Source organism: Streptomyces sp. NPDC091972 (assembly GCF_044756385.1).
In the GTDB taxonomy this organism is placed as follows: Bacteria; Actinomycetota; Actinomycetes; order Streptomycetales; family Streptomycetaceae; genus Streptomyces.
This window is the reverse complement of record NZ_JBIVSV010000008.1, coordinates 202950-221777: the sequence shown is the minus strand read 5'-3', so window position 1 is coordinate 221777 and position 18828 is coordinate 202950. Positions and strand designations below refer to the sequence as shown.

Sequence of the window (18828 nt, the reverse complement as noted above, 5' to 3'; positions counted from 1 at the left end):
CTAACGCTCCTGGTTGTAGGTGCTGTCAGGACCGAAGCCCTGGCCGTTCGTTTCACTGCCTGCGTTGCGGCCCCGCTGGACACCGCGGCGCAGGTTGCTCAGCCTGCCCCGGACGTCCTCGGGGGCGCGGGAGACCTGTGGGCCTCCCTGGTGGGTGGCTTCGGCGGCTCCCTCGACCAGGTTGGCCTTGGGGACCCGCCGCGGCAGACCGGAGGAGGTGACCCCGCCCGCCTTGGGCTTCCGGAGCTGGGAGGCCTGCTGCCACCGCGCGTCGTTGGCCGAACGCCACACGTCGCCGCCGCCGTTGCTCTCGGGCGCCGATGCCGACGGCTCCTGGTTCGCGTTCCGCGTGCCGTTCGAGCCGTTCGCGGCGCTCCCGGTGGAGCCACGGCGGGGGAGCCCGGCGTCGGTCAGCTCGTGACCCACGGAGGCGGGGGCCGGCCCCGGACGGTCGAAGCCTACGCGGTCACGCTCACTCACGTCAGCGGCCTGTACGGATTCCGCTTCCGGAGCGTACTGGTCCGGGTAGCCGCCCCGGTAACCGTCCGACTGCGGCCAGTCATCCTGGTAGCGGCGCTCCTCGAAGCCCGAGAAGGTCTCCGGGGCGGCGGCGTGCACCGCCGCGGGCTCCTCCTGGACGGGCTCCGCATAGGAGGGCTCCGGGTAGCCGCCGCCCTGCGAGAACGTGTCGTTCTGCGGCAGGCCGCCGTTCTGCGCGAAGTACGGCTCCTCGTACGCAGGACGGTTCGGCTCCTCGTACGCCGTCTGCCGCTGCTCTCCGTACGGAGCCTGCTGCGTCTCCTCGTACGGCGTCTGCTGGTCGTACGAGGCCGGCTGCTGCTCGGGGTAGCCGTTGCGACCGTTGTCGTAGCCGTTCTGCTGGGCGCCGGGGGAGGCGTCGAACCCGTCGCCGTACGACGGCTCAGGGCCCTGCAGGGCGGTCGGCTGGTCCTGGTTCTGGGACTCCAGGGCCGCGCGCCGCTCCTCGCGCATCAGGGAGCGGCCGACCGGGTCCAGCTCGCGTATGTCGTCCGGGACCTCGGAGTAGCGGCTGTCGTCGAAGCCGAGCTCCGCGGCCGTACGCATGGGCAGACCGTTGTTGAAGTCCTCGCCCTGGTACTGCTGCTCCGGCATGATCTGCGAGACGGTGAACTCGTCGCCCGCGGGCTGCTGCTCGCCACCGCCACCGTGGGTGATCGCGTCGGGCAGCATGACCAGCGAGGTGGTGCCGGCCTGCTCGCCCGAGGGGCGGAGCTGGACGCGGATGCCGTGCCGGTCGGACAGCCGGCCGACCACGAACAGACCCATGCGCTGCGAGATCGCGGCGTCCACGGTCGGCGGGTTGGCCAGCTTGTGGTTGATGTCCGCGAAGTCCTCGGCGGTCAGGCCGATGCCCTTGTCGTGGATCTCGATCATGATGCGGCCGTCGGGCAGCCGGGTCGCGGTGACGCGGACCTTGGTCTGCGGCGAGGAGAACGTCGTGGCGTTCTCCAGGAGCTCGGCGAGCAGGTGCACGAGGTCGGTGACCGCGCGGCCGTGGATCTCGGCCTCCGGGACACCGGACAGCTCGATGCGCTCGTACTGCTCCACCTCGGAGGAGGCGGCGCGCAGCACGTCGACCAGCGGGACCGGCTGGTCCCAGCGGCGGCCGGGCTCCTCGCCGGCGAGGACCAGGAGGTTCTCGCCGTTGCGGCGCATACGGGTCGCGAGGTGGTCCAGACGGAAGAGGTTCTCCAGCTGGTCCGGGTCCGCCTCGTTGTTCTCCAGGTCGGTGATCAGGGTGAGCTGGCCCTCGATCAGCGACTGGTTGCGGCGGGACAGGTTGGTGAAGATCGCGTTGATGTTGCCCCGCAGCAGGGCCTGCTCGGAGGCGAGCCGGACGGCCTCGCGGTGGACCTGGTCGAAGGCGCGGGCGACCTCGCCGATCTCGTCCTTGGTGGTGATCGGGATCGGGGCGACCCGGGTGTCGACGCGTCCGGGGTCGGTGCGCGAGAGCTGGTCGACCAGCATCGGCAGGCGCTGCTCGGCGATGCCGAAGGCGGCGTTGCGGAGCTGGCGCATCGAGCGGGACATCTGCCGGGCGACCGCTCCGGCCAGGATGAACGCGAGGAGCAGGGCGACCACGACGGCGGCACCCACGATGAACGCGTCACGCTTGGCGCTGTCGGCGATGCTCGCGGCCTCGTTCACCGCGGTGTCGGCGAGGTCGGTCTCGATCTGGCGGTAGGCGTTGTACTTGAGGGTGTTGACCGCCCACCAGTTCTCGGCGGTGACGCCGTCCTTGCCGAGCGCCTGACGGGCGCTCTCGTCCATCGACGGGAGCTGCGCGATGCTCGCGACCATCTCCGTCGGGTTGGACGGCGGCGGGACGTAGTCGGGGTTCTTGGCGGCGGCCTCCTTGGCCAGCGCCGCGCCCTCCGTCTGGATCTGCTTCTTCGCGGTGTCGAGCTTGGCCGCGTCGGCCTCGGTGCCACCGCCGACGTACTCCTCGACGGCGATGCCCTCCAGGTACGCGTACGAGGACAGGGCGACCTTCTGGCTGGCGAAGCTGCTCAGCCCGGGGCCCGGCTTGATCAGCAGGTGCATGCCGATGGAACGCTGCAGCGACAGCGCCGCCTTGGTGAGCTCGATGGCGTAGACGGTACGGCCGTAGCTGGTGATGTTTCCGGTGCCGAGACCGAGCTCGTTGGCGAACTCGGTCAGCGGGTGCGCGACCTGGGTGTAGCCCTCCTCGGTCTTCACACCGGTCAGCTTGGAGGAGGTGTAGGCGCCGGCGCGCAGCGTCTGGAGGCTTCCCTCGCCGTCCCGGAACAGCTTGAGGCGGCGCTCCAGGCCCGCCTTCCGCGGCATGTTCTGGGCGGCCTCGTCGAAGACGTCCGCGGCCTGGTCGGTCTTCTTGCGGGCGGCGACGACCGTGGCGTTGTCCTGCCCCTGGCCGCTGAGCAGCGGGGCGGCGGTGCTGTCACGCTCGTTGTAGAGGGCGTCGGCGTAGCTGAGGGCGGCCCGCACCAGACGCGCGGTGCTCTCCGCGTCCTCGGCCTCCCGCCAGGTGTCGATCGAGCTCTTGACCTGGAAGCCGCCCATGACGAGGCCGACGATCACGGGTATGAGCAGGATCGCGTTCAGCCGGGTGGGCACCCGCCAGTTGCGCGGGGAGAACCGGCCGCCGCCGGACGGCGGAGCGGCCGTCGGCTCGGGACCGGGCACAGGGGCGGGCGCCGCTCCGCGCGGCGGCGGGGTGAAGTTGCCCCGGGCCGACGGCTCGGGACCGTTCTTGCTTCGCCTCACTCGACCAACAACCTCTCGGAGGGGTCGGCACCTACGTTGTGCCGCAGTCTCTCAGAGCCCAGTACGTCATCGACTAGTGAGTACGTCTTTGACTATTGGGCAGTTCAGGCATTCCAGCACGACGGCCAGCGCACCTCCAAACAGTGGTACGCGGGGATTCCGCGTGATGTAAGCCCCAGATAAAACGGTCATAAAGAGCGAGCCCCGTCAAATGACGGGGCTGTCGTGCGCGCAGCGAGACCGGTTGGCAACCACGCGTGGCCGTACCACCCGATTCCTCTGCCGAAACGTTATGAACACCGGGGCCGACCGTGTCCAAGGCCACAGCCGGCTCCGGCACATCTACGACAACTGCCGTATGACGCTTTTGATTTGGGAGCTGATCGACATGTCCTCGGGGCGTTACCGCAGACGTGCCATGAGGGCGTGCTCGACCAGCGTGATCAGGGCACTCTTGGCGTCCGACCGGTGCCGGGCGTCCGTCGTGATGATCGGTGCGTCCGGCCCGATCTGAAGGGCCTCGCGCACCTCCTCGGGAGCGTACGGCTGGTGCCCGTCGAAGCCGTTGAGGGCCACGACGAAGGGCAGGCCGCTGTTCTCGAAGTAGTCGACGGCCGGGAAGCAGTCGGCAAGGCGCCGGGTGTCGACCAGGACGACCGCGCCGATGGCGCCGCGGACCAGGTCGTCCCACATGAACCAGAAGCGGTCCTGTCCGGGCGTACCGAAGAGGTACAGGATCAGGTCCTGGTCGAGCGTGATGCGGCCGAAGTCCATGGCGACCGTGGTGGTGGTCTTGTCCCCGGTGTGAGTGAGGTCGTCGATGCCCGCGCTCGCGGACGTCATCACGGCCTCCGTGCGCAGCGGGTTGATCTCGGAGACCGCGCCGACGAACGTGGTCTTGCCCACGCCGAAGCCGCCGGCCACCACGATCTTCGCGGACGTGGTGGCCCGCCCCGCGTCAGAGCTTGCGAAGTCCACTGAGCACCCTTTCGAGCAGCGTCACATCGGGAGCGCCGCCGTTGTTCTCGTCGCCGCCCGGCTGGTGGATGGCCACCAGGCCGGCCTCGGCGAGGTCCGCGACGAGGATCCTGGCCACCCCGAGCGGCATGGCGAGCAGTGCCGAGACCTCGGCGACCGACTTCACCTCACGGCACAGGTGGCAGATGCGCTGGTGCTCGGGGAGGAGCCCCATCAGTGCCGCCGGGTCGGCCGTGGTGCTGATCAGGGCCTCGATGGCGAGCTGGTAGCGCGGCCGGGTCCGGCCGCCGGTCATCGCGTACGGACGTACCAGCGGCTGGTCGCCCTCATCCTCGTACGGCTCCGCGTACGGATCATGAGAGGCGGTGGGCGGGGTCATGAATCCTCCGGGCGGGACAGCAAGTCGATCTGGCTAGCCGTCTGGTGGGGCCGGTGGGGGGATTGTGGCGGCCGGACGGTGATTTGGTGAGACGGGTGGATCCGGTCGGGTCAGTGGAGCAGACTGCCTTGCAGCTCGGCTCGCAGATCCGGCGTGAGCACTGCTCCCGCACGGTCGACGAGCAGTGCCATCTCATAGCCGACGAGGCCGATGTCGCATTCCGGGTGCGCGAGGACCGCGAGCGAGGAACCGTCCGAGACGGACATGAGGAAGAGGAATCCCCGCTCCATCTCCACGACGGTCTGGGCCACGCTGCCGCCCTCGAAGATCCGGGAGGCGCCCGCCGTGAGCGAGGTCAGCCCCGACGCGACGGCCGCCAGCTGGTCGGCACGGTCGCGCGGGAAGCCCTCGGACATCGCCAGCAGAAGGCCGTCGGCGGACACGACGACGGTGTGGGACACCCCTGGGGTGTTGTCCACGAAGTTGGTGATCAACCAGTTGAGGTTCTGTGCCGCCTGGCTCATCGGGCTCAACTAACGCTCCTGCTGGTGAGTGGGGTTCGGGAAACTGCCCGTCTGGCCGTTGCCGCCGACCTGACGACCTTGCGCGATACCCCGACGGAGATTGGTCAGCCGGCCGCGCACGTCGTCAGGCGCACGCGAGACAGCAGGACCGCTTTGGTGCTGTTGCTGCTGAGCCGTGCCCGGGACGAGGTTCGCCCGGGGCACCCGGCGCGGCAGACCGGAGGTGGTGACACCGCCCGCGGCCGGCTGCCGGACGCGCTCCGCCTGCCGGACGAGGTCGTCGTTCGGCGAGCTGCGCCAGGCCGCGGAGGCCGCGGGACGCTGGGGGGCCGCCGGAGCCTGCTGCTGCCGCGGGGCCTGCGCGGGGGAGGAGCCGCCGTTGGCCGGCTGCCCCTGTCCCTGCTGCTGGCTGCCGTGGAACCAGTTGGTCTCCAACGTGTCGTACAGCGGCGTACGGCCGTCTCCGGGACCCGCGGGCGGCAGCGCCTCCGGCTCCGGGCGGACCTGCCGCTGCTGGGGCCGCGGCGGCATGGGCGGCCGCGGGGCGCCGAAGTCGGCGCCGTTGGTCTGGGGGCGCTCGAACTGGCCCGTGGAGGACGGGTCCTGACGGCCCGGCAGGGAGTGCCGGCCGGTGGAGCCGTTGTCGTAGCCCGGCGTCGGGAACTGGCCCGTCGAGCCGTTGTCGTACGCCTGCGGGGCCGCGAACTGCCCGGTCTGCGAGCCGTTGTTCGCGGGCTGAGCGCCGAAGATGTCCGAGCGGACGAACTGCCCCGTGTTCTGTGGGTCGTTGGCGCCGGGACGCGGGAACTCGCCGGTGTCCTGAGGGCCGTTGGAGCCCGGCCGCGGGTACTGGCCGGTGTTCTGCGGGCCGACCGCACCCGGACGGGGGAAGTCGCCCTGCGGGCCGTTCGCACCCGGTCGCGGGTACTGGCCGGTGTTCTGCGGGGCGTCGAAGTCCGGGCGGGGGAACTCGGAGGTGCTCGCCGGGCCCTGGTGGTCCTCGATCCGCGGCATCCGCGAGGTGGCGGCGGGGTCCTGCTCGTCGTGGCCGCGCGGGACGTCGAGAGAGGCGCGCGGCACCGGCGGCTGTGCGTTCTCGTCGCTCCAGCTCGGCGTGCGGGGCTGCTGGTTGCCACCGGGCAGCTCGGCCCGCGCACCACCGCGGCCCGGCAGCTGCGGCCGACGGCGCCGGCCCTGCTGCTGCTCGGGGGCCTGGCCCTGGTTCGGGGCCTGCGACTGCGGGGGCACGGGGCCCCGGCCGCCGAAGGCGTCCTGGCCGCCGCCGAAAGCGTCCTGAGCGCTGAAGGCGTCCTGGCCCGGACCGCCCGTGCCCGCGGCCTGGAGGCCCTGCGGAGCACCCTGCGCCTGGCCGCCGAAGCCGGCACCGGCCGGAGCGGGCCGGCCCTGCGGGGCAGCGCCCGGACCCTGCGGTCCACGCGGTCCGCCCGGCGCACCGGGGCGACCGCCCTGGCCACCGCTGCCGGGCAGCGCGGCCCGCGCTCCCGGACCGGCGTTGAGCCGTCCGCCCGAGGGGGCACCGGCGCCGAGAGCGCCACCGCCCGGACCACCGGGCGCACCGCCGAGGGCGCCGCCGCCCTGGCCGTTGCCGCCCCGGCGGGCCGCGGCCACACCGGCCGCGGCCTGGGCCGCGGCGGGGGCGCCGGGGGCACCCTGGCCGGGCTTGGGCTGGGGCTTCTTGCCGCCCTGGGCGACATCGACGGGCAGCATGACCAGCGCGGTCGTACCACCGGAGTCGGACGGGCGCAGCTGGATGCGGATGCCGTGGCGCTGGGACAGCCGGCCGACCACGAACAGGCCCATGCGGCGGGAGACGGAGACGTCCACGGTGGGCGGCGAGGCGAGCCGCTCGTTGATCGCGGCGAGGTCCTCGGGGGAGAGGCCGATGCCGGTGTCGTGGATCTCGATCAGGACGCGGCCGTCGGGCAGCGCGTGACCGGTGACCTTGACCTTGGTCTGCGGCGAGGAGAACGAGGTCGCGTTCTCCAGCAGCTCGGCGAGCAGGTGCACGAGGTCGTTGACCACGCGGCCGGCCACTTCGGTGGTCGGCACGGCGGCCAGCTCGATGCGCTCGTACTGCTCCACCTCGGACGCGGCGGCGCGGAGCACGTCGACCAGCGGGACCGGACGGGTCCAGCGGCGACCGGGCTCCTCACCCGCGAGGACGAGGAGGTTCTCACCGTTACGGCGCATACGCGTCGCGAGGTGGTCGAGCTTGAAGAGCGAGGAGAGCTGGTCCGGGTCGGCCTCGCGGGACTCCAGTTCGGAGATGAGCGAGAGCTGACGCTGGATGAGGCCCTGGGAGCGGCGCGAGAGGTTGGTGAACATCGCGTTGACGTTGCCCCGCAGGAGGGCCTGCTCGGCGGCGAGGCGGACGGCCTCGCGGTGCACGTCGTCGAAGGCCGCGGCCACGCGGCCGATCTCGTCCCGGGAGTGAACACCGACCGACTCCACGGACGTGTCGACGTCCTGCGGGTCGGACTCGGAGAGCTGCTTGACCAGCTCGGGCAGACGGTCCTGGGCGACCTTGGTGGCGGTCTCCTGGAGGCGGCGCAGCGAGCGGATCATGGACCGGGCGACGACGAAGGCGCCGACCAGGGAGACACCCAGCACGATCAGGATCAGCGCACCGGCGATGATCGCGTCGCGCTCGGTGGCGCTGCGCAGCTCGCGGGCCTTCTGCTCCATGTCCTCGAGCAGCGTGTGCTCGATGCGGCCCATCTCCTGGATCTTGGTCGAGCTGTCGTCGACCCAGTCCTTGTAGGAGCGGCGGTCCAGGTCGGCGAGGCCCTCGGGGCGGCCGAAGGCACGGCCCGCGTACTGGTCCGCGGCCTCGATGGTCGAGCTGCCGTTCTCGACAGGCTTGAGGAGTTCCTCGGCGCCGTCGTCGCCGTAGATGCTCCGGAAGCTGTTGAGGTCGGACTCCTCGCTCTCCAGGGCGCCCTGGGCGTACAGCCGGTCGTTCTCGCTGAGGTCGCCGAGGGTCGTCTTGTTGGCCGGCAGGGCCGCGGCGAGGATCGCGCGCTGGACCGACGCGTACTCCTTGGCGGAGGAGAAGGCCGCCAGGGCGCGGGTGCGCTGGATCATGTCCGGGTTGCTGGTGGCCTCGGCCATGTCCTGGGAGAGGTCCAGCAGGTGGGTGATCAGGCGGTGGTAGGACTCCACCGTCTGGGTGGCGTTGCCCTGGGTCTCGTAGGCGTCGCTGCGGATCTTGCTGAGCGTGTCCAGGTCGCGGACCAGGCCGACGAGGCTGTCGCGGACGCCCTGGAGGTTGCCGTCCTTGCTGGAGGTGTCGATGTCCTCCGCGGCGGCGATGAAGTTGGTCGCGGCCCGGTCCGTCTTGTTCCGGTAGCCCTTGACCGTGATGTTGCTCGCCGTGGAGTTGTGCGCCAGCGGGCCGGCCGACTGGTCGCGCTCCTCCTGGAGGGCGGCGGCCAGCTCGGTGGCCTGCTTGGTCATCTCCGTCAGCAGCTTCATGTTGTCGAGCTGCTGGATGTCGTCCATGGAGTCGTTGATGCGCAGCGCGCCCAGCGAGGTGGCCGCCACGACGGGGAGCGCGAGCAGCGACACCAGGCGCGTGGAGATGCGCCAGTTGCGCAGGGCTATGCGCGACCCCGGGCCGCTCGGGCCCTTCGGGGGCTTGACCGTCGGCACGGCCGCCGGGCCCGGGGACGCCGACGTGCCGAGGCGCGCGGTGCCGGAACCGCCGTCGCCCGACGGGCCCGGGTTCTGGGCGTGCTGGGCGGAGGAACTGCCGACATTGGGGCCAGTCCCGCCGTGCCGCTCCGGCTCGGCCGAAGCGCTGCCATCCCTCTTGAAACGTCCCTGCACTAGCGTCGCAACCTCTGGACCAGGCGCTCCTCCGCAGGACGGCGGAGCACGGTGTCGGCGTTGTGGGGAGCGCCCTGAATACGCACCCCGGGTGGTCGTGAGTGACCGGCGCTGGCTCCCCCTTGCTCACCGCCGCTCGGCGCTTCTCAGCGCCCCCTGTGCGCCGGTTCGATCCCGCGGCGGTCCGTGGAATTCCAGCACAGTGCAGGATCTCCAACAAGGTCCGTGGGTCAGACCGTGACCTACGTGACACCACGTAAGGGACGGGTCACCGGGAGTGGAATGCGTTCTCGGTGATAACGGACATAAACCCGCGAGTCTCCCCGCGGGGGTGAGTGTCCCAGTCGCCATGATCAGGAGCGGAATGATGGCTTCAGGGAGTCAATGTCCGTTTCGTTGGGGTGAGTTGTGGCTGTGGATTGTCCGTTTTGCCCCTACGTGAGTGAGCAAACTCACACGCCGATCATGGGGTCTTCGCGAGTTCGGAGGGGAATGGCATGTTTAGCCTGACGCTTTACAAGAAGGCTCCATCTGCCCAACCCACCACATCCGAGGTCGAGTACAACCGTGAAGACGACGATGATGTTCCGCAACATTGCCAACCCGCGGCGCACGACGCTGGCGCACCTCGAGGACGCCGACGCCCTGCAGATCCCGGAGCAGCCGGAGCACCCGCTCGACCTCCCCGCCCAGACCGCCAACCCCCGCCGCACGATCCTGACGGAGATCCCGGCCTCCGCGGCCAAGTAACCGTATCGCGCCCGGATCACCGCCCTCCGGGCAGGTGACCCGGGCGTATTGCGCGAGGCACCGCCCCCTCCCCGCGTTAGCCTGGAGCGTCAGTCTCCAGCCGGCCGAGTAGAGGGGCGCCCAGATCCCGTGCGCATCGCCAGATTCTCCATCGACGGGAACGTCGCCTTCGGCGCGGTCGAGGGCGACAGGCCGGACGAGCTCGTCCTCGACATCATCAAGGGCATCCCGTTCGCGGACTTCGAGCTCTCCGGTACGAAGGTCCCGCTGAGCAAGGTCAGGCTGCTGCCGCCGGTGCTCCCCAACAAGGTCGTGGCGTACGGCCGCAACTACGCCGACCACGCGAAGGAACTGGGCAACGAGGTCCCGGACGTCCCGTTCGCCTTCTTCAAGCCGTCCACCTCGGTCATCGGCCCCGGCGACGAGATCCAGTACCCGTCCTTCTCCGCGGACGTCCACCACGAGGCCGAGCTGGCCGTCGTCATCGGCCGCCTGTGCCGCGAGGTCCCGCGCGAGCGCGTCAAGGACGTGATCTTCGGCTACACCTGCGCGAACGACATCACCGCCCGGGACGTCCAGAAGCGCGAGAAGCAGTGGGCGCGGGCCAAGGGCTTCGACACCTCCTGCCCGCTGGGTCCCTGGGTGGAGACCGGCATGGACCTGGAGACGGCCTCCGACCTGACGATCCAGCTCACCGTCAACGGCGACCAACGCCAGCTCGGCCGCACCAGCGAGATGATCCACCCGATCGAGGATCTGATCGTCAACATCTCCGAGGCCATGACGCTGCTCCCCGGCGACGTGATCCTCACGGGCACCCCGGCAGGCGTCGGGCCGCTCACCGTCGGCGACGAGGTCGCCGTCACCATCGAAGGCATCGGCACTCTCACCAACAAGGTTGTCAAGCGTGGCTAGCGCACCCGTCCGCGTACGTTTCTGTCCTTCGCCCACCGGTAACCCCCATGTGGGCCTGGTCCGCACCGCCCTGTTCAACTGGGCGTTCGCCCGGCACCACCAGGGCACGCTCGTCTTCCGCATCGAGGACACCGACGCGGCCCGTGACTCCGAGGAGTCCTACAACCAGCTGCTCGACTCGATGCGCTGGCTGGGCTTCGACTGGGACGAGGGCCCCGAGGTCGGCGGCCCGCACGCGCCGTACCGCCAGTCGCAGCGCATGGACCTCTACAAGGACGTCGCCGCGAAGCTGCTGGACGCCGGTCACGCCTACCACTGCTACTGCTCCCAGGAGGAGCTGGACACCCGCCGCGAGGCCGCCCGCGCGGCCGGCAGGCCGTCCGGCTACGACGGCCACTGCCGCGACCTCAGCGACGAGCAGGTGGCGGAGTACCGGGCCCAGGGCCGTACGCCCATCGTCCGCTTCCGCATGCCCGACGAGACGATCACCTTCACGGACCTGGTCCGCGGCGAGCTGACCTTCACCCCGGAGAACGTCCCGGACTACGGGATCGTACGAGCCAACGGGGCGCCCCTGTACACGCTCGTGAACCCGGTCGACGACGCGCTGATGGAGATCACGCACGTCCTGCGCGGCGAGGACCTGCTGTCCTCCACCCCGCGCCAGATCGCCCTGTACAAGGCGCTGATCGAGCTCGGCGTCGCGAAGACCGTGCCCGCCTTCGGCCACCTGCCGTACGTGATGGGCGAGGGCAACAAGAAGCTCTCCAAGCGCGACCCGCAGGCCTCGCTCAACCTCTACCGCGAGCGCGGCTTCCTCCCCGAGGGCCTGCTCAACTACCTGTCCCTGCTCGGCTGGTCGCTCTCCGCGGACAAGGACATCTTCGGCACCGACGAGCTGGTCGCGGCCTTCGACATCGCGGACGTCAACCCCAACCCGGCCCGCTTCGACCTGAAGAAGTGCGAGGCGATCAACGCCGACCACATCCGGATGCTGGACGTGAAGGACTTCACGGAGCGCTGCGCCCCGTGGCTCAAGGCCCCCTTCGCCCCCTGGGCGCCGGAGGACTTCGACGAGACCAAGTGGCAGGCGATCGCCCCGCACGCCCAGACCCGCCTCAAGGTCCTCTCGGAGATCACCGACAACGTCGACTTCCTGTTCCTCCCCGAGCCGGTCTTCGACGAGCCCTCCTGGACGAAGGCGATGAAGGAGGGCTCCGACGCCCTCCTGCGCACCGCTCGCGAGAAGCTGGAGTCGGCGGACTGGACCTCGCCGGAGTCGCTCAAGGAGGCCGTCCTGGCCGCCGGTGAGACCCACGGCCTAAAGCTCGGCAAGGCCCAGGCCCCGGTCCGTGTCGCCGTCACCGGCCGCACGGTCGGCCTGCCCCTCTTCGAGTCCCTGGAGATCCTGGGCAAGGAGACGACGCTGGCGAGGATCGACGCCGCGCTGGCGAAGCTCGCCGCGTAGCGGCACACGCGCGTGGAGGGGCGGTGGCCGTGGCGGCCGCCGCCCCTCGGCGTTGTCAGTGGGGCGCACTAGGGTTCCGGCATCGAACTCAAGATCCGGAAGGGCCCCGCCATGCCGATGTCCCCTCGTGACCACACCTGGCTGTTCACCCCGGGCAGCACGTTCTCCTACGAGTCCGGGCAGACCGGTGTCATCGACCTGGCCGACGGCGGGATGCTCGACCTGCCCACCGGACGGGTCGTCGCCTGCGACCCCTTCGTCCACCTCGGGTCCGGGGACATCGAGCCGTTCACCGTCACCGTCGCCCCCGGCCGTTACCGCGTCGACGCGGCCGTCGCGACCCTCACCCGCCCCGGGGAGCCCCCGGCCGAGCACCCCCACCGGCGAGTGGCGGCGGCCCGCCTGGTGATCCGCGACGAGCCCACCGCGACCTGGGAGTTGGCCCTCCAGCCGGAACAGGACGCCGCCGAACTCGAGGGCGACGAGTTCTTCGGCTACGGCGTCGACGCCGGCACCGGCTGCTTCTACGACGCCGCGGCGGAGGAGGGTTTCCCGGAGGCACAGGAGGACGAGGGCCCGCTGTGGGACGCCTTCGAGGACAGTGACTGGTCGGGCGGCCCGCACCTGGTCACCTCGCCCTCCACCGGTCACACCCTCGCCGCCTTCACCTCCGGCTGGGGAGACGGCTCCTACCCCACCTGGATCGGGCGCACCGCCTCCGGCGAGGTCACCTGCTTCCTGACGGACTTCTTCGTGGCGCCCGATCCCTCCTGAGGCACCACGAACGCCGGACGTGCCCGAGGGTGCCGGGATACCGTCGGATCATGAGCATTCGGGCCGTGGTCTGGGACGTGGACGACACCCTCTTCGACTACACAGGGGCCGACCGCGTCGGAATGCGCCTGCATCTGGCGGCCGAGGGGCTGCTGGAGGCGTACGGGAGCGCCGAGCAGGCCATCGCGCGCTGGCGGGCGGTCACCGACACCCAGTGGGCACGGTTCTCGGCGGGCGAGGTCGACTTCCAGGGGCAGCGGCGGGACCGGGTGCGGGCGTTCCTCGGCGCGGACCTGACCGACGCGGAGGCCGACGCCTGGTTCCAGCGGTACGTCGCGCACTACGAGACCGCCTGGGCCCTCTTCCCGGACGTGCTGCCCGTCCTCGACGCCCTGGCGACCAGCCACCGGCACGCCGTGCTGTCCAACTCCAGCATCCACGTCCAGGACCACAAACTGCGCGTCCTCGGCGTCCACGACCGCTTCGAGGTCATCCTGTGCGCCGCCGAGCTGGGTGTCTCCAAGCCCGAGGCCGGCGCCTTCCTCGCGGCCTGCGAGGCCCTGGAGCTGGCCCCGCACCAGGTGGCGTACGTCGGCGACCACCCGGAGATCGACGGCCGGGGCGCCGCGGACGCCGGGCTGCTCTCGGTCTGGATCGCCCGCGAGGGCCCGTACGCGACCATCGAGGCACCCGACGGCACTCACCGCATCGCCTCCCTCGCCGAACTCCCCGCGATCCTCGGCGCCGATACCCGTTTTGGAGCCCCGTCCACCTTCGGGTAATGTTCTTCCTGCGCCGCCGGAGAGCGGGCCGAAAGGCCGGGAACCGGAGGAGCAGAACTAGAACAAGATCCCCGTAGGGGCTTGCGTTCCAGTGGCCTATGGTGTAATTGGCAGCACGACTGATTCTGGTTCAGTTAGTCTTGGTTCGAGTCCAGGTAGGCCAGCTCGCAGAGCTCATCTGCAGGCGGAGATCAACTCCGCGAAGCCCCCGTTGTGTAGCGGCCTAGCACGCTGCCCTCTCAAGGCAGTAGCGCCGGTTCGAATCCGGTCGGGGGTACAGATCCTTCCCGGAGGGTCAGTCAGGGTCGCACCCACTGACTCTCATGCAGGATCGCTAGGGCCCCCGTTGTGTAGCGGCCTAGCACGCCGCCCTCTCAAGGCGGTAGCGCCGGTTCGAATCCGGTCGGGGGTACGGAACTGGTCTAAACCACATTGGTCTATGGTGTAATTGGCAGCACGACTGATTCTGGTTCAGTTAGTCTTGGTTCGAGTCCAGGTAGACCAGCTCGGACCTGCGGCGATGCAGTACTGAACGCCAGCAGGCTCCACGCCCCCGTTGTGTAGCGGCCTAGCACGCCGCCCTCTCAAGGCGGTAGCGCCGGTTCGAATCCGGTCGGGGGTACCACAGGAAGGCCCTTCGCTTCGGCGGGGGGCCTTCGTCGTGTCCCCGGGTTCATGCGTCGCCGTACCTCCGCGCCGACTCCTCCTCCTGTGCCAGCCGGTGCAGGGCTCGGAGCATCGGCTCGACGAGCACCACGCCGAGCACCGCGACCTCGGCCTTCTCCGTCTCCGAGACCTGGGACTCCATGAACGCCATGTCCAGCTCGGCCACCTGTCGCATCAATCGCGCGTAGGGCACGAGGGTTTCGGGACTCCAGTCGTAGCCGAGCCGCCGCAGCGCGGCCGCCGCCACCACCAGGGAGCGGAACGCGGGGGAGATGCCCGTCATGGCCTGGGCGTGCGTCCACCCCAGTGTCCTCAGCAACTCTTCCATCGCGCCCCGCGCACCCCGCACGAACTCGTCGTCCGCGTCCGGCTCCGGCACCTGGGGCAGCGCCCAGACCGCCGCGCCCAGGCGCATCGTGCGGGGCAGGGAGTCGTCGTCGACGTGCCGCAGGACCTCCCTGACGGTGGCCACCGGGACCTTGCCGACCTGGATCATCGCCCGCACCAGCCGCAGTCGGCGCAGATGGGCCTCGTCGTACTCGGCCGTGGTGGCGTTGAGCCGGCGGCCCGGCGGCAACAGCCCTTCGCGCAGGTAGTACTTGATCGTCGCGGTGGACACACCGCTGTGCTCGCTGAGTTCGGTCAGCCGCATCTCTTGCGCCCTCTCTCGGATACCGGCACTATCCAAGCATCCATCGTCGGATAGTGCCGCTCGCCAACCAGGGGGTCCCATGTTCGGGAAGAAGGTCACCGCAGGCCGCACCACCGCGTCCACGCAGGGGGACGTGGTCGTCCTGCTGATCGGGGTGCGCATCAACCACTTCTGGGCCGTGCACCACTGGGGCCCGGTCCTCTTGGCGATGCCGAGGATGCTGCGGGAGCTGTCGCGGGCGCCGGAGCGGGGGCTGCTCTCCCATGTCCTGCTGACCGCCTCACCACGGACGTACTACGTCGTCCAGTACTGGGAGTCGAAGGAGAAGCTGTACGCCTACGCGCACTCGCCGGAGATGTTCCACCACCGCGCGTGGGCGATCGTCAACCGCAAGGAGAGGGCGGGGAAGGCGCGTCAGCACGTGGGGCTGTGGCACGAGGCGTACGTGGTGCCGGAGGGCTCGTACGAGTCGATCTACGCGGACATGCCGGCGTTCGGGCTGGCGGCGGCGCACGGGCAGGTGCCGGTCGCCGCGCGCGGGCGGTACGCGAAGGAGAGGTTCGCCTATCGGGCCAGGAGCATGTGACGCATTCAGGGACGCGGGGAACTGCGCGATCAGCCCCGGCCGGCCGTCAGCCGACCGACTCGGGGTGTGGCCGGTCGCGCAGTTCCCCGTGCCCCGAGAAGGTCGGACGATCCCCTGTCGATCCAAGACCTGCCGCGGCGTTGAGGCCGGACTTCGGATCGACAGGATGCCCTCAACCCGTACGGCGAAGTGCCTCGGAGAGGCGGGCGGCGGCGTCGATGACCGCCTGGGCGTGCATGCGGCCCGGGTGGCGGGTCAGCCGCTCGATGGGGCCGGAGACCGAGACGGCGGCCACCACGCGGTTGGAGGGGCCGCGGACGGGCGCGGAGACGGACGCGACGCCCGGCTCGCGCTCGCCGATGGACTGGGCCCAGCCGCGACGTCGTACGCCGGACAGGGCCGTCGCCGTGAAGCGGGCGCCCTGGAGGCCGCGGTGCAGGCGCTCCGGCTCCTCCCAGGCCATCAGGATCTGCGCCGAGGAGCCCGCCTTCATGGTGAGCGTCGAGCCGACCGGGACCGTGTCCCGCAGACCCGACAGGCGCTCCGCCGCGGCGACGCAGATGCGCATGTCGCCCTGGCGGCGGTAGAGCTGGGCGCTCTCGCCGGTGATGTCCCGCAGGTGCGTGAGCACCGGGCCGGCCGTCGCGAGGAGGCGGTCCTCGCCGGCGGCCGCGGCCAGCTCGGCGAGGCGCGGGCCGAGGATGAAACGGCCCTGCATGTCGCGTGCCACCATGCGGTGGTGTTCCAGAGCCACGGCCAGCCGGTGGGCCGTGGGTCGTGCCAGTCCGGTGGCCGCGACCAGTCCTGCGAGGGTGGCGGGTCCGGACTCCAGAGCGCTCAGAACAAGGGCTGCCTTGTCCAGAACGCCGACGCCGCTACTGTTGTCCATGAAACGATACTCACGTCTCACTCTGTGAAACGCAAGTTCCTTTTTTCGTGAGACGCGCAACCCTTGTAGGCACAGCGGCCCGCGGACCACCGGGCCAGGCGGCGGGTGCCCGGGAACAGGGGCCCAGGGCGTCGCCTCCACGAGATCTTCTAGTTGGGTCGGCGCGGCTCTGCCGACCGGAGGGAAAGCGATGGGTAGGACACTCGCGGAGAAGGTCTGGGACGACCATGTCGTCCGGCGCGCCGAGGGCGAGCCCGACCTCCTCTACATCGATCTGCACCTGCTGCACGAGGTGACCAGCCCGCAGGCCTTCGACGGGCTGCGCAAGAGCGGCCGCCAGGTGCGCCGGCTCGACCTGACCATCGCCACCGAGGACCACAACACCCCGACCCTCGACATCGACAAGCCGATCGCCGACCCGGTCTCGCGCGTCCAGTTGGAGACGCTGCGCAAGAACGCCGCCGATTTCGGGGTGCGCCTGCACCCGCTGGGCGACGTCGAGCAGGGTGTCGTGCACGTCGTCGGCCCGCAGCTCGGCCTGACCCAGCCCGGCATGACCGTGGTGTGCGGCGACTCCCACACCTCCACGCACGGCGCCTTCGGCGGTCTGGCCTTCGGCATCGGCACCTCCCAGGTCGAGCACGTGCTGGCCACCCAGACGCTGCCGCTGGTCCGTCCGAAGACCATGGCCATCACGGTCAACGGCGAACTGCCCGACGGCGTCACCGCCAAGGACCTGATCCTGGCGATCATCGCCAAGATCGGCACCGGCGGCGGCCAGGGCTACGTCCTGGAGTACCGCGGCTCCGCCATCGAGAAGCTCTCGATGGAGGCCCGCATGACCATCTGCAACATGTCGATCGAGGCCGGTGCCCGCGCGGGCATGATCGCCCCCGACCAGACCACCTTCGACTACCTCGAGGGCCGCCCGCACGCCCCCAAGGGCGAGGACTGGGACGCGGCCGTCGCGTACTGGAAGACGCTGAAGACGGACGAGGATGCCGAGTTCGACGCCGAGGTCGTCATCGAGGCCGCCGAGCTGTCGCCGTTCGTCACCTGGGGCACCAACCCGGGCCAGGGCGCCCCGCTTTCGGCGAGCGTCCCCGATCCCGCTTCGTACGAAGACGCTTCGGAGCGCCTCGCCGCCGAAAAGGCCCTGGAGTACATGGGGTTGGAGGCCGGCCAGCCGCTGCGCTCCATCAAGGTGGACACCGTCTTCGTAGGTTCGTGCACCAACGGTCGCATCGAGGACCTGCGCGCCGCCGCCGAGCTCGTCAAGGGCCGCAAAGTCGCCGACGGCGTACGGATGCTGGTCGTCCCGGGCTCCGCGCGCGTGGGCCTGCAGGCCGTCTCCGAGGGTCTGGACGTGGTCTTCAAGGAGGCCGGCGCCGAATGGCGGCACGCGGGCTGCTCGATGTGCCTCGGCATGAACCCGGACCAGCTCGCCCCCGGTGAGCGCTCCGCGTCCACCTCCAACCGCAACTTCGAGGGCCGGCAGGGCAAGGGCGGTCGTACGCACCTGGTGTCGCCGCAGGTCGCGGCCGCGACCGCCGTGCTGGGCCACCTGGCTTCGCCCGCCGACCTGTCCGACGCCCCTGTCGCCGCTGGAGTCTGAGAGTCATGGAAGCATTCACCACGCACACCGGCCGGGCCGTCCCGCTGCGCCGCTCGAACGTCGACACCGACCAGATCATCCCTGCTCACTGGCTCAAGAAGGTGACCAGGGACGGCTTCGAGGACGGACTGTTCGAGGCCTGGCGCAAGGACGAGAAGTTCATCCTCAACCAGCCCGAGCGCAAGGGTGCGACCGTCCTGGTCGCCGGCCCCGACTTCGGCACCGGCTCATCCCGTGAGCACGCGGTGTGGGCGCTGCAGAACTACGGCTTCAAGGCCGTGATCTCCTCCCGCTTCGCAGACATCTTCCGCGGCAACTCGCTGAAGAACGGCCTGCTCACGGTGGTTCTGGACCAGAAGATCGTGGACGCGCTCCAGGAGCTGAGCGAGAAGGACCCCGAGGCCGAGATCACCGTCGACCTGGAGGCCCGCGAGGTGCGCGCCGAGGGCATCACGGCGAGCTTCGAGCTGGACGAGAACTCCCGTTGGCGACTGCTGAACGGCCTGGACGACATCTCCATCACCCTCCAGAACGAGGCGGACATCGCCGCGTACGAGGCCAAGCGGCCCTCGTACAAGCCGCGGACGATCGAGGTCTGACCCGGAGCCGTCCAACAGGTCGAATTCCGGCCACCGCAACACCCCCGCCGTACCCCCGATCAGCCCGATCGGGGGTACGGCCGTGTCTGCCCCCGGACGCCCTCGCACCGTGCG

General features: G+C 70.4%; 15 protein-coding genes and 5 tRNA genes. 13 read left to right on the top strand and 7 right to left on the bottom strand.

Annotated elements, in window-relative coordinates; all coding sequences use genetic code 11:
• From ACIQJT_RS24830 to ACIQJT_RS24810, 5 genes are all read right to left on the bottom strand, one after another.
• Positions 1-3288 (bottom strand): nitrate- and nitrite sensing domain-containing protein, encoded by a 3288-nt coding sequence (locus ACIQJT_RS24830; RefSeq protein ID WP_365460482.1) that lies wholly within the window; start codon positions 3286-3288, stop codon positions 1-3.
• 402 nt (positions 3289-3690) lie between these two features.
• Positions 3691-4266 (bottom strand): ATP/GTP-binding protein, encoded by a 576-nt coding sequence (locus tag ACIQJT_RS24825; RefSeq protein WP_007384912.1) that lies wholly within the window; start codon positions 4264-4266, stop codon positions 3691-3693.
• On the bottom strand, positions 4247-4645 hold the full coding sequence (locus ACIQJT_RS24820) for a DUF742 domain-containing protein (protein WP_003973454.1): 399 nt from the start codon (positions 4643-4645) through the stop codon (positions 4247-4249). The genes ACIQJT_RS24825 and ACIQJT_RS24820 overlap by 20 nt, the downstream gene beginning before the upstream one ends.
• A gap of 110 nt (positions 4646-4755) precedes the next feature.
• Positions 4756-5169, bottom strand: a complete 414-nt coding sequence (locus ACIQJT_RS24815; RefSeq protein WP_003993189.1) for a roadblock/LC7 domain-containing protein — start codon at positions 5167-5169, stop codon at positions 4756-4758.
• A gap of 9 nt (positions 5170-5178) precedes the next feature.
• Positions 5179-9018, bottom strand: coding sequence for a nitrate- and nitrite sensing domain-containing protein (locus ACIQJT_RS24810; RefSeq protein WP_365460485.1), 3840 nt, complete (start codon positions 9016-9018; stop codon positions 5179-5181).
• A 567-nt stretch (positions 9019-9585) separates the two neighbouring features.
• On the opposite strand from ACIQJT_RS24810, the gene ACIQJT_RS24805 reads away from it, so the two are divergent.
• From ACIQJT_RS24805 to ACIQJT_RS24760, 10 genes are all read left to right on the top strand, one after another.
• Positions 9586-9768 carry a hypothetical protein gene (locus tag ACIQJT_RS24805; RefSeq protein ID WP_365460488.1) on the top strand — a complete coding sequence of 61 codons (183 nt, stop codon included), beginning with the start codon at positions 9586-9588 and terminating at the stop codon, positions 9766-9768.
• A gap of 129 nt (positions 9769-9897) precedes the next feature.
• Positions 9898-10683: a fumarylacetoacetate hydrolase family protein gene (locus tag ACIQJT_RS24800; protein ID WP_365460491.1), complete on the top strand. Its 786-nt coding sequence runs from the start codon at positions 9898-9900 to the stop codon at positions 10681-10683.
• The gene (gltX, locus tag ACIQJT_RS24795) at positions 10667-12151 is read left to right on the top strand and encodes a glutamate--tRNA ligase (protein WP_402646829.1); all 1485 of its coding nucleotides are present in this window, start codon (positions 10667-10669) and stop codon (positions 12149-12151) included. Before ACIQJT_RS24800 ends, gltX begins: the two co-directional genes overlap by 17 nt.
• 111 nt (positions 12152-12262) lie before the next feature.
• Complete coding sequence (locus ACIQJT_RS24790) at positions 12263-12925, top strand: DUF4241 domain-containing protein (protein ID WP_402646827.1); 663 nt, start codon at positions 12263-12265, stop codon at positions 12923-12925.
• Positions 12926-12975: 50 nt separating this feature from the next.
• Positions 12976-13707, top strand: a complete 732-nt coding sequence (locus ACIQJT_RS24785; protein ID WP_402646825.1) for an HAD family hydrolase — start codon at positions 12976-12978, stop codon at positions 13705-13707.
• A gap of 92 nt (positions 13708-13799) precedes the next feature.
• Positions 13800-13871, top strand: a tRNA-Gln gene (locus ACIQJT_RS24780).
• 40 nt (positions 13872-13911) lie between these two features.
• Positions 13912-13984 (top strand) — tRNA-Glu (locus ACIQJT_RS24775).
• A gap of 62 nt (positions 13985-14046) precedes the next feature.
• Positions 14047-14119, top strand: a tRNA-Glu gene (locus ACIQJT_RS24770).
• Positions 14120-14140: 21 nt separating this feature from the next.
• Positions 14141-14212 (top strand) — tRNA-Gln (locus ACIQJT_RS24765).
• A 44-nt stretch (positions 14213-14256) separates the two neighbouring features.
• A tRNA-Glu gene (locus ACIQJT_RS24760) sits at positions 14257-14332 on the top strand.
• Between the two features lie 48 nt (positions 14333-14380).
• Here ACIQJT_RS24760 and ACIQJT_RS24755 read toward each other — a convergent pair.
• Positions 14381-15025: a MerR family transcriptional regulator gene (locus ACIQJT_RS24755; RefSeq protein ID WP_365460503.1), complete on the bottom strand. Its 645-nt coding sequence runs from the start codon at positions 15023-15025 to the stop codon at positions 14381-14383.
• A 79-nt stretch (positions 15026-15104) separates the two neighbouring features.
• On the opposite strand from ACIQJT_RS24755, the gene ACIQJT_RS24750 reads away from it, so the two are divergent.
• Positions 15105-15611 carry a DUF4188 domain-containing protein gene (locus ACIQJT_RS24750; protein WP_402646822.1) on the top strand — a complete coding sequence of 169 codons (507 nt, stop codon included), beginning with the start codon at positions 15105-15107 and terminating at the stop codon, positions 15609-15611.
• A 172-nt stretch (positions 15612-15783) separates the two neighbouring features.
• Here the strand turns inward: ACIQJT_RS24750 and ndgR are convergent, their stop codons facing one another.
• On the bottom strand, positions 15784-16500 hold the full coding sequence (gene ndgR / locus ACIQJT_RS24745) for an IclR family transcriptional regulator NdgR (RefSeq protein ID WP_007384919.1): 717 nt from the start codon (positions 16498-16500) through the stop codon (positions 15784-15786).
• A 190-nt stretch (positions 16501-16690) separates the two neighbouring features.
• On the opposite strand from ndgR, the gene leuC reads away from it, so the two are divergent.
• Together leuC and leuD are read left to right on the top strand one after the other, a co-directional pair.
• Positions 16691-18115 (top strand): 3-isopropylmalate dehydratase large subunit, encoded by a 1425-nt coding sequence (gene leuC, locus ACIQJT_RS24740; protein WP_365460509.1) that lies wholly within the window; start codon positions 16691-16693, stop codon positions 18113-18115.
• Positions 18116-18120: 5 nt separating this feature from the next.
• Positions 18121-18714, top strand: a complete 594-nt coding sequence (leuD, locus tag ACIQJT_RS24735; protein ID WP_365460512.1) for a 3-isopropylmalate dehydratase small subunit — start codon at positions 18121-18123, stop codon at positions 18712-18714.
• The last annotated feature ends 114 nt before the right edge of the window (positions 18715-18828 follow it).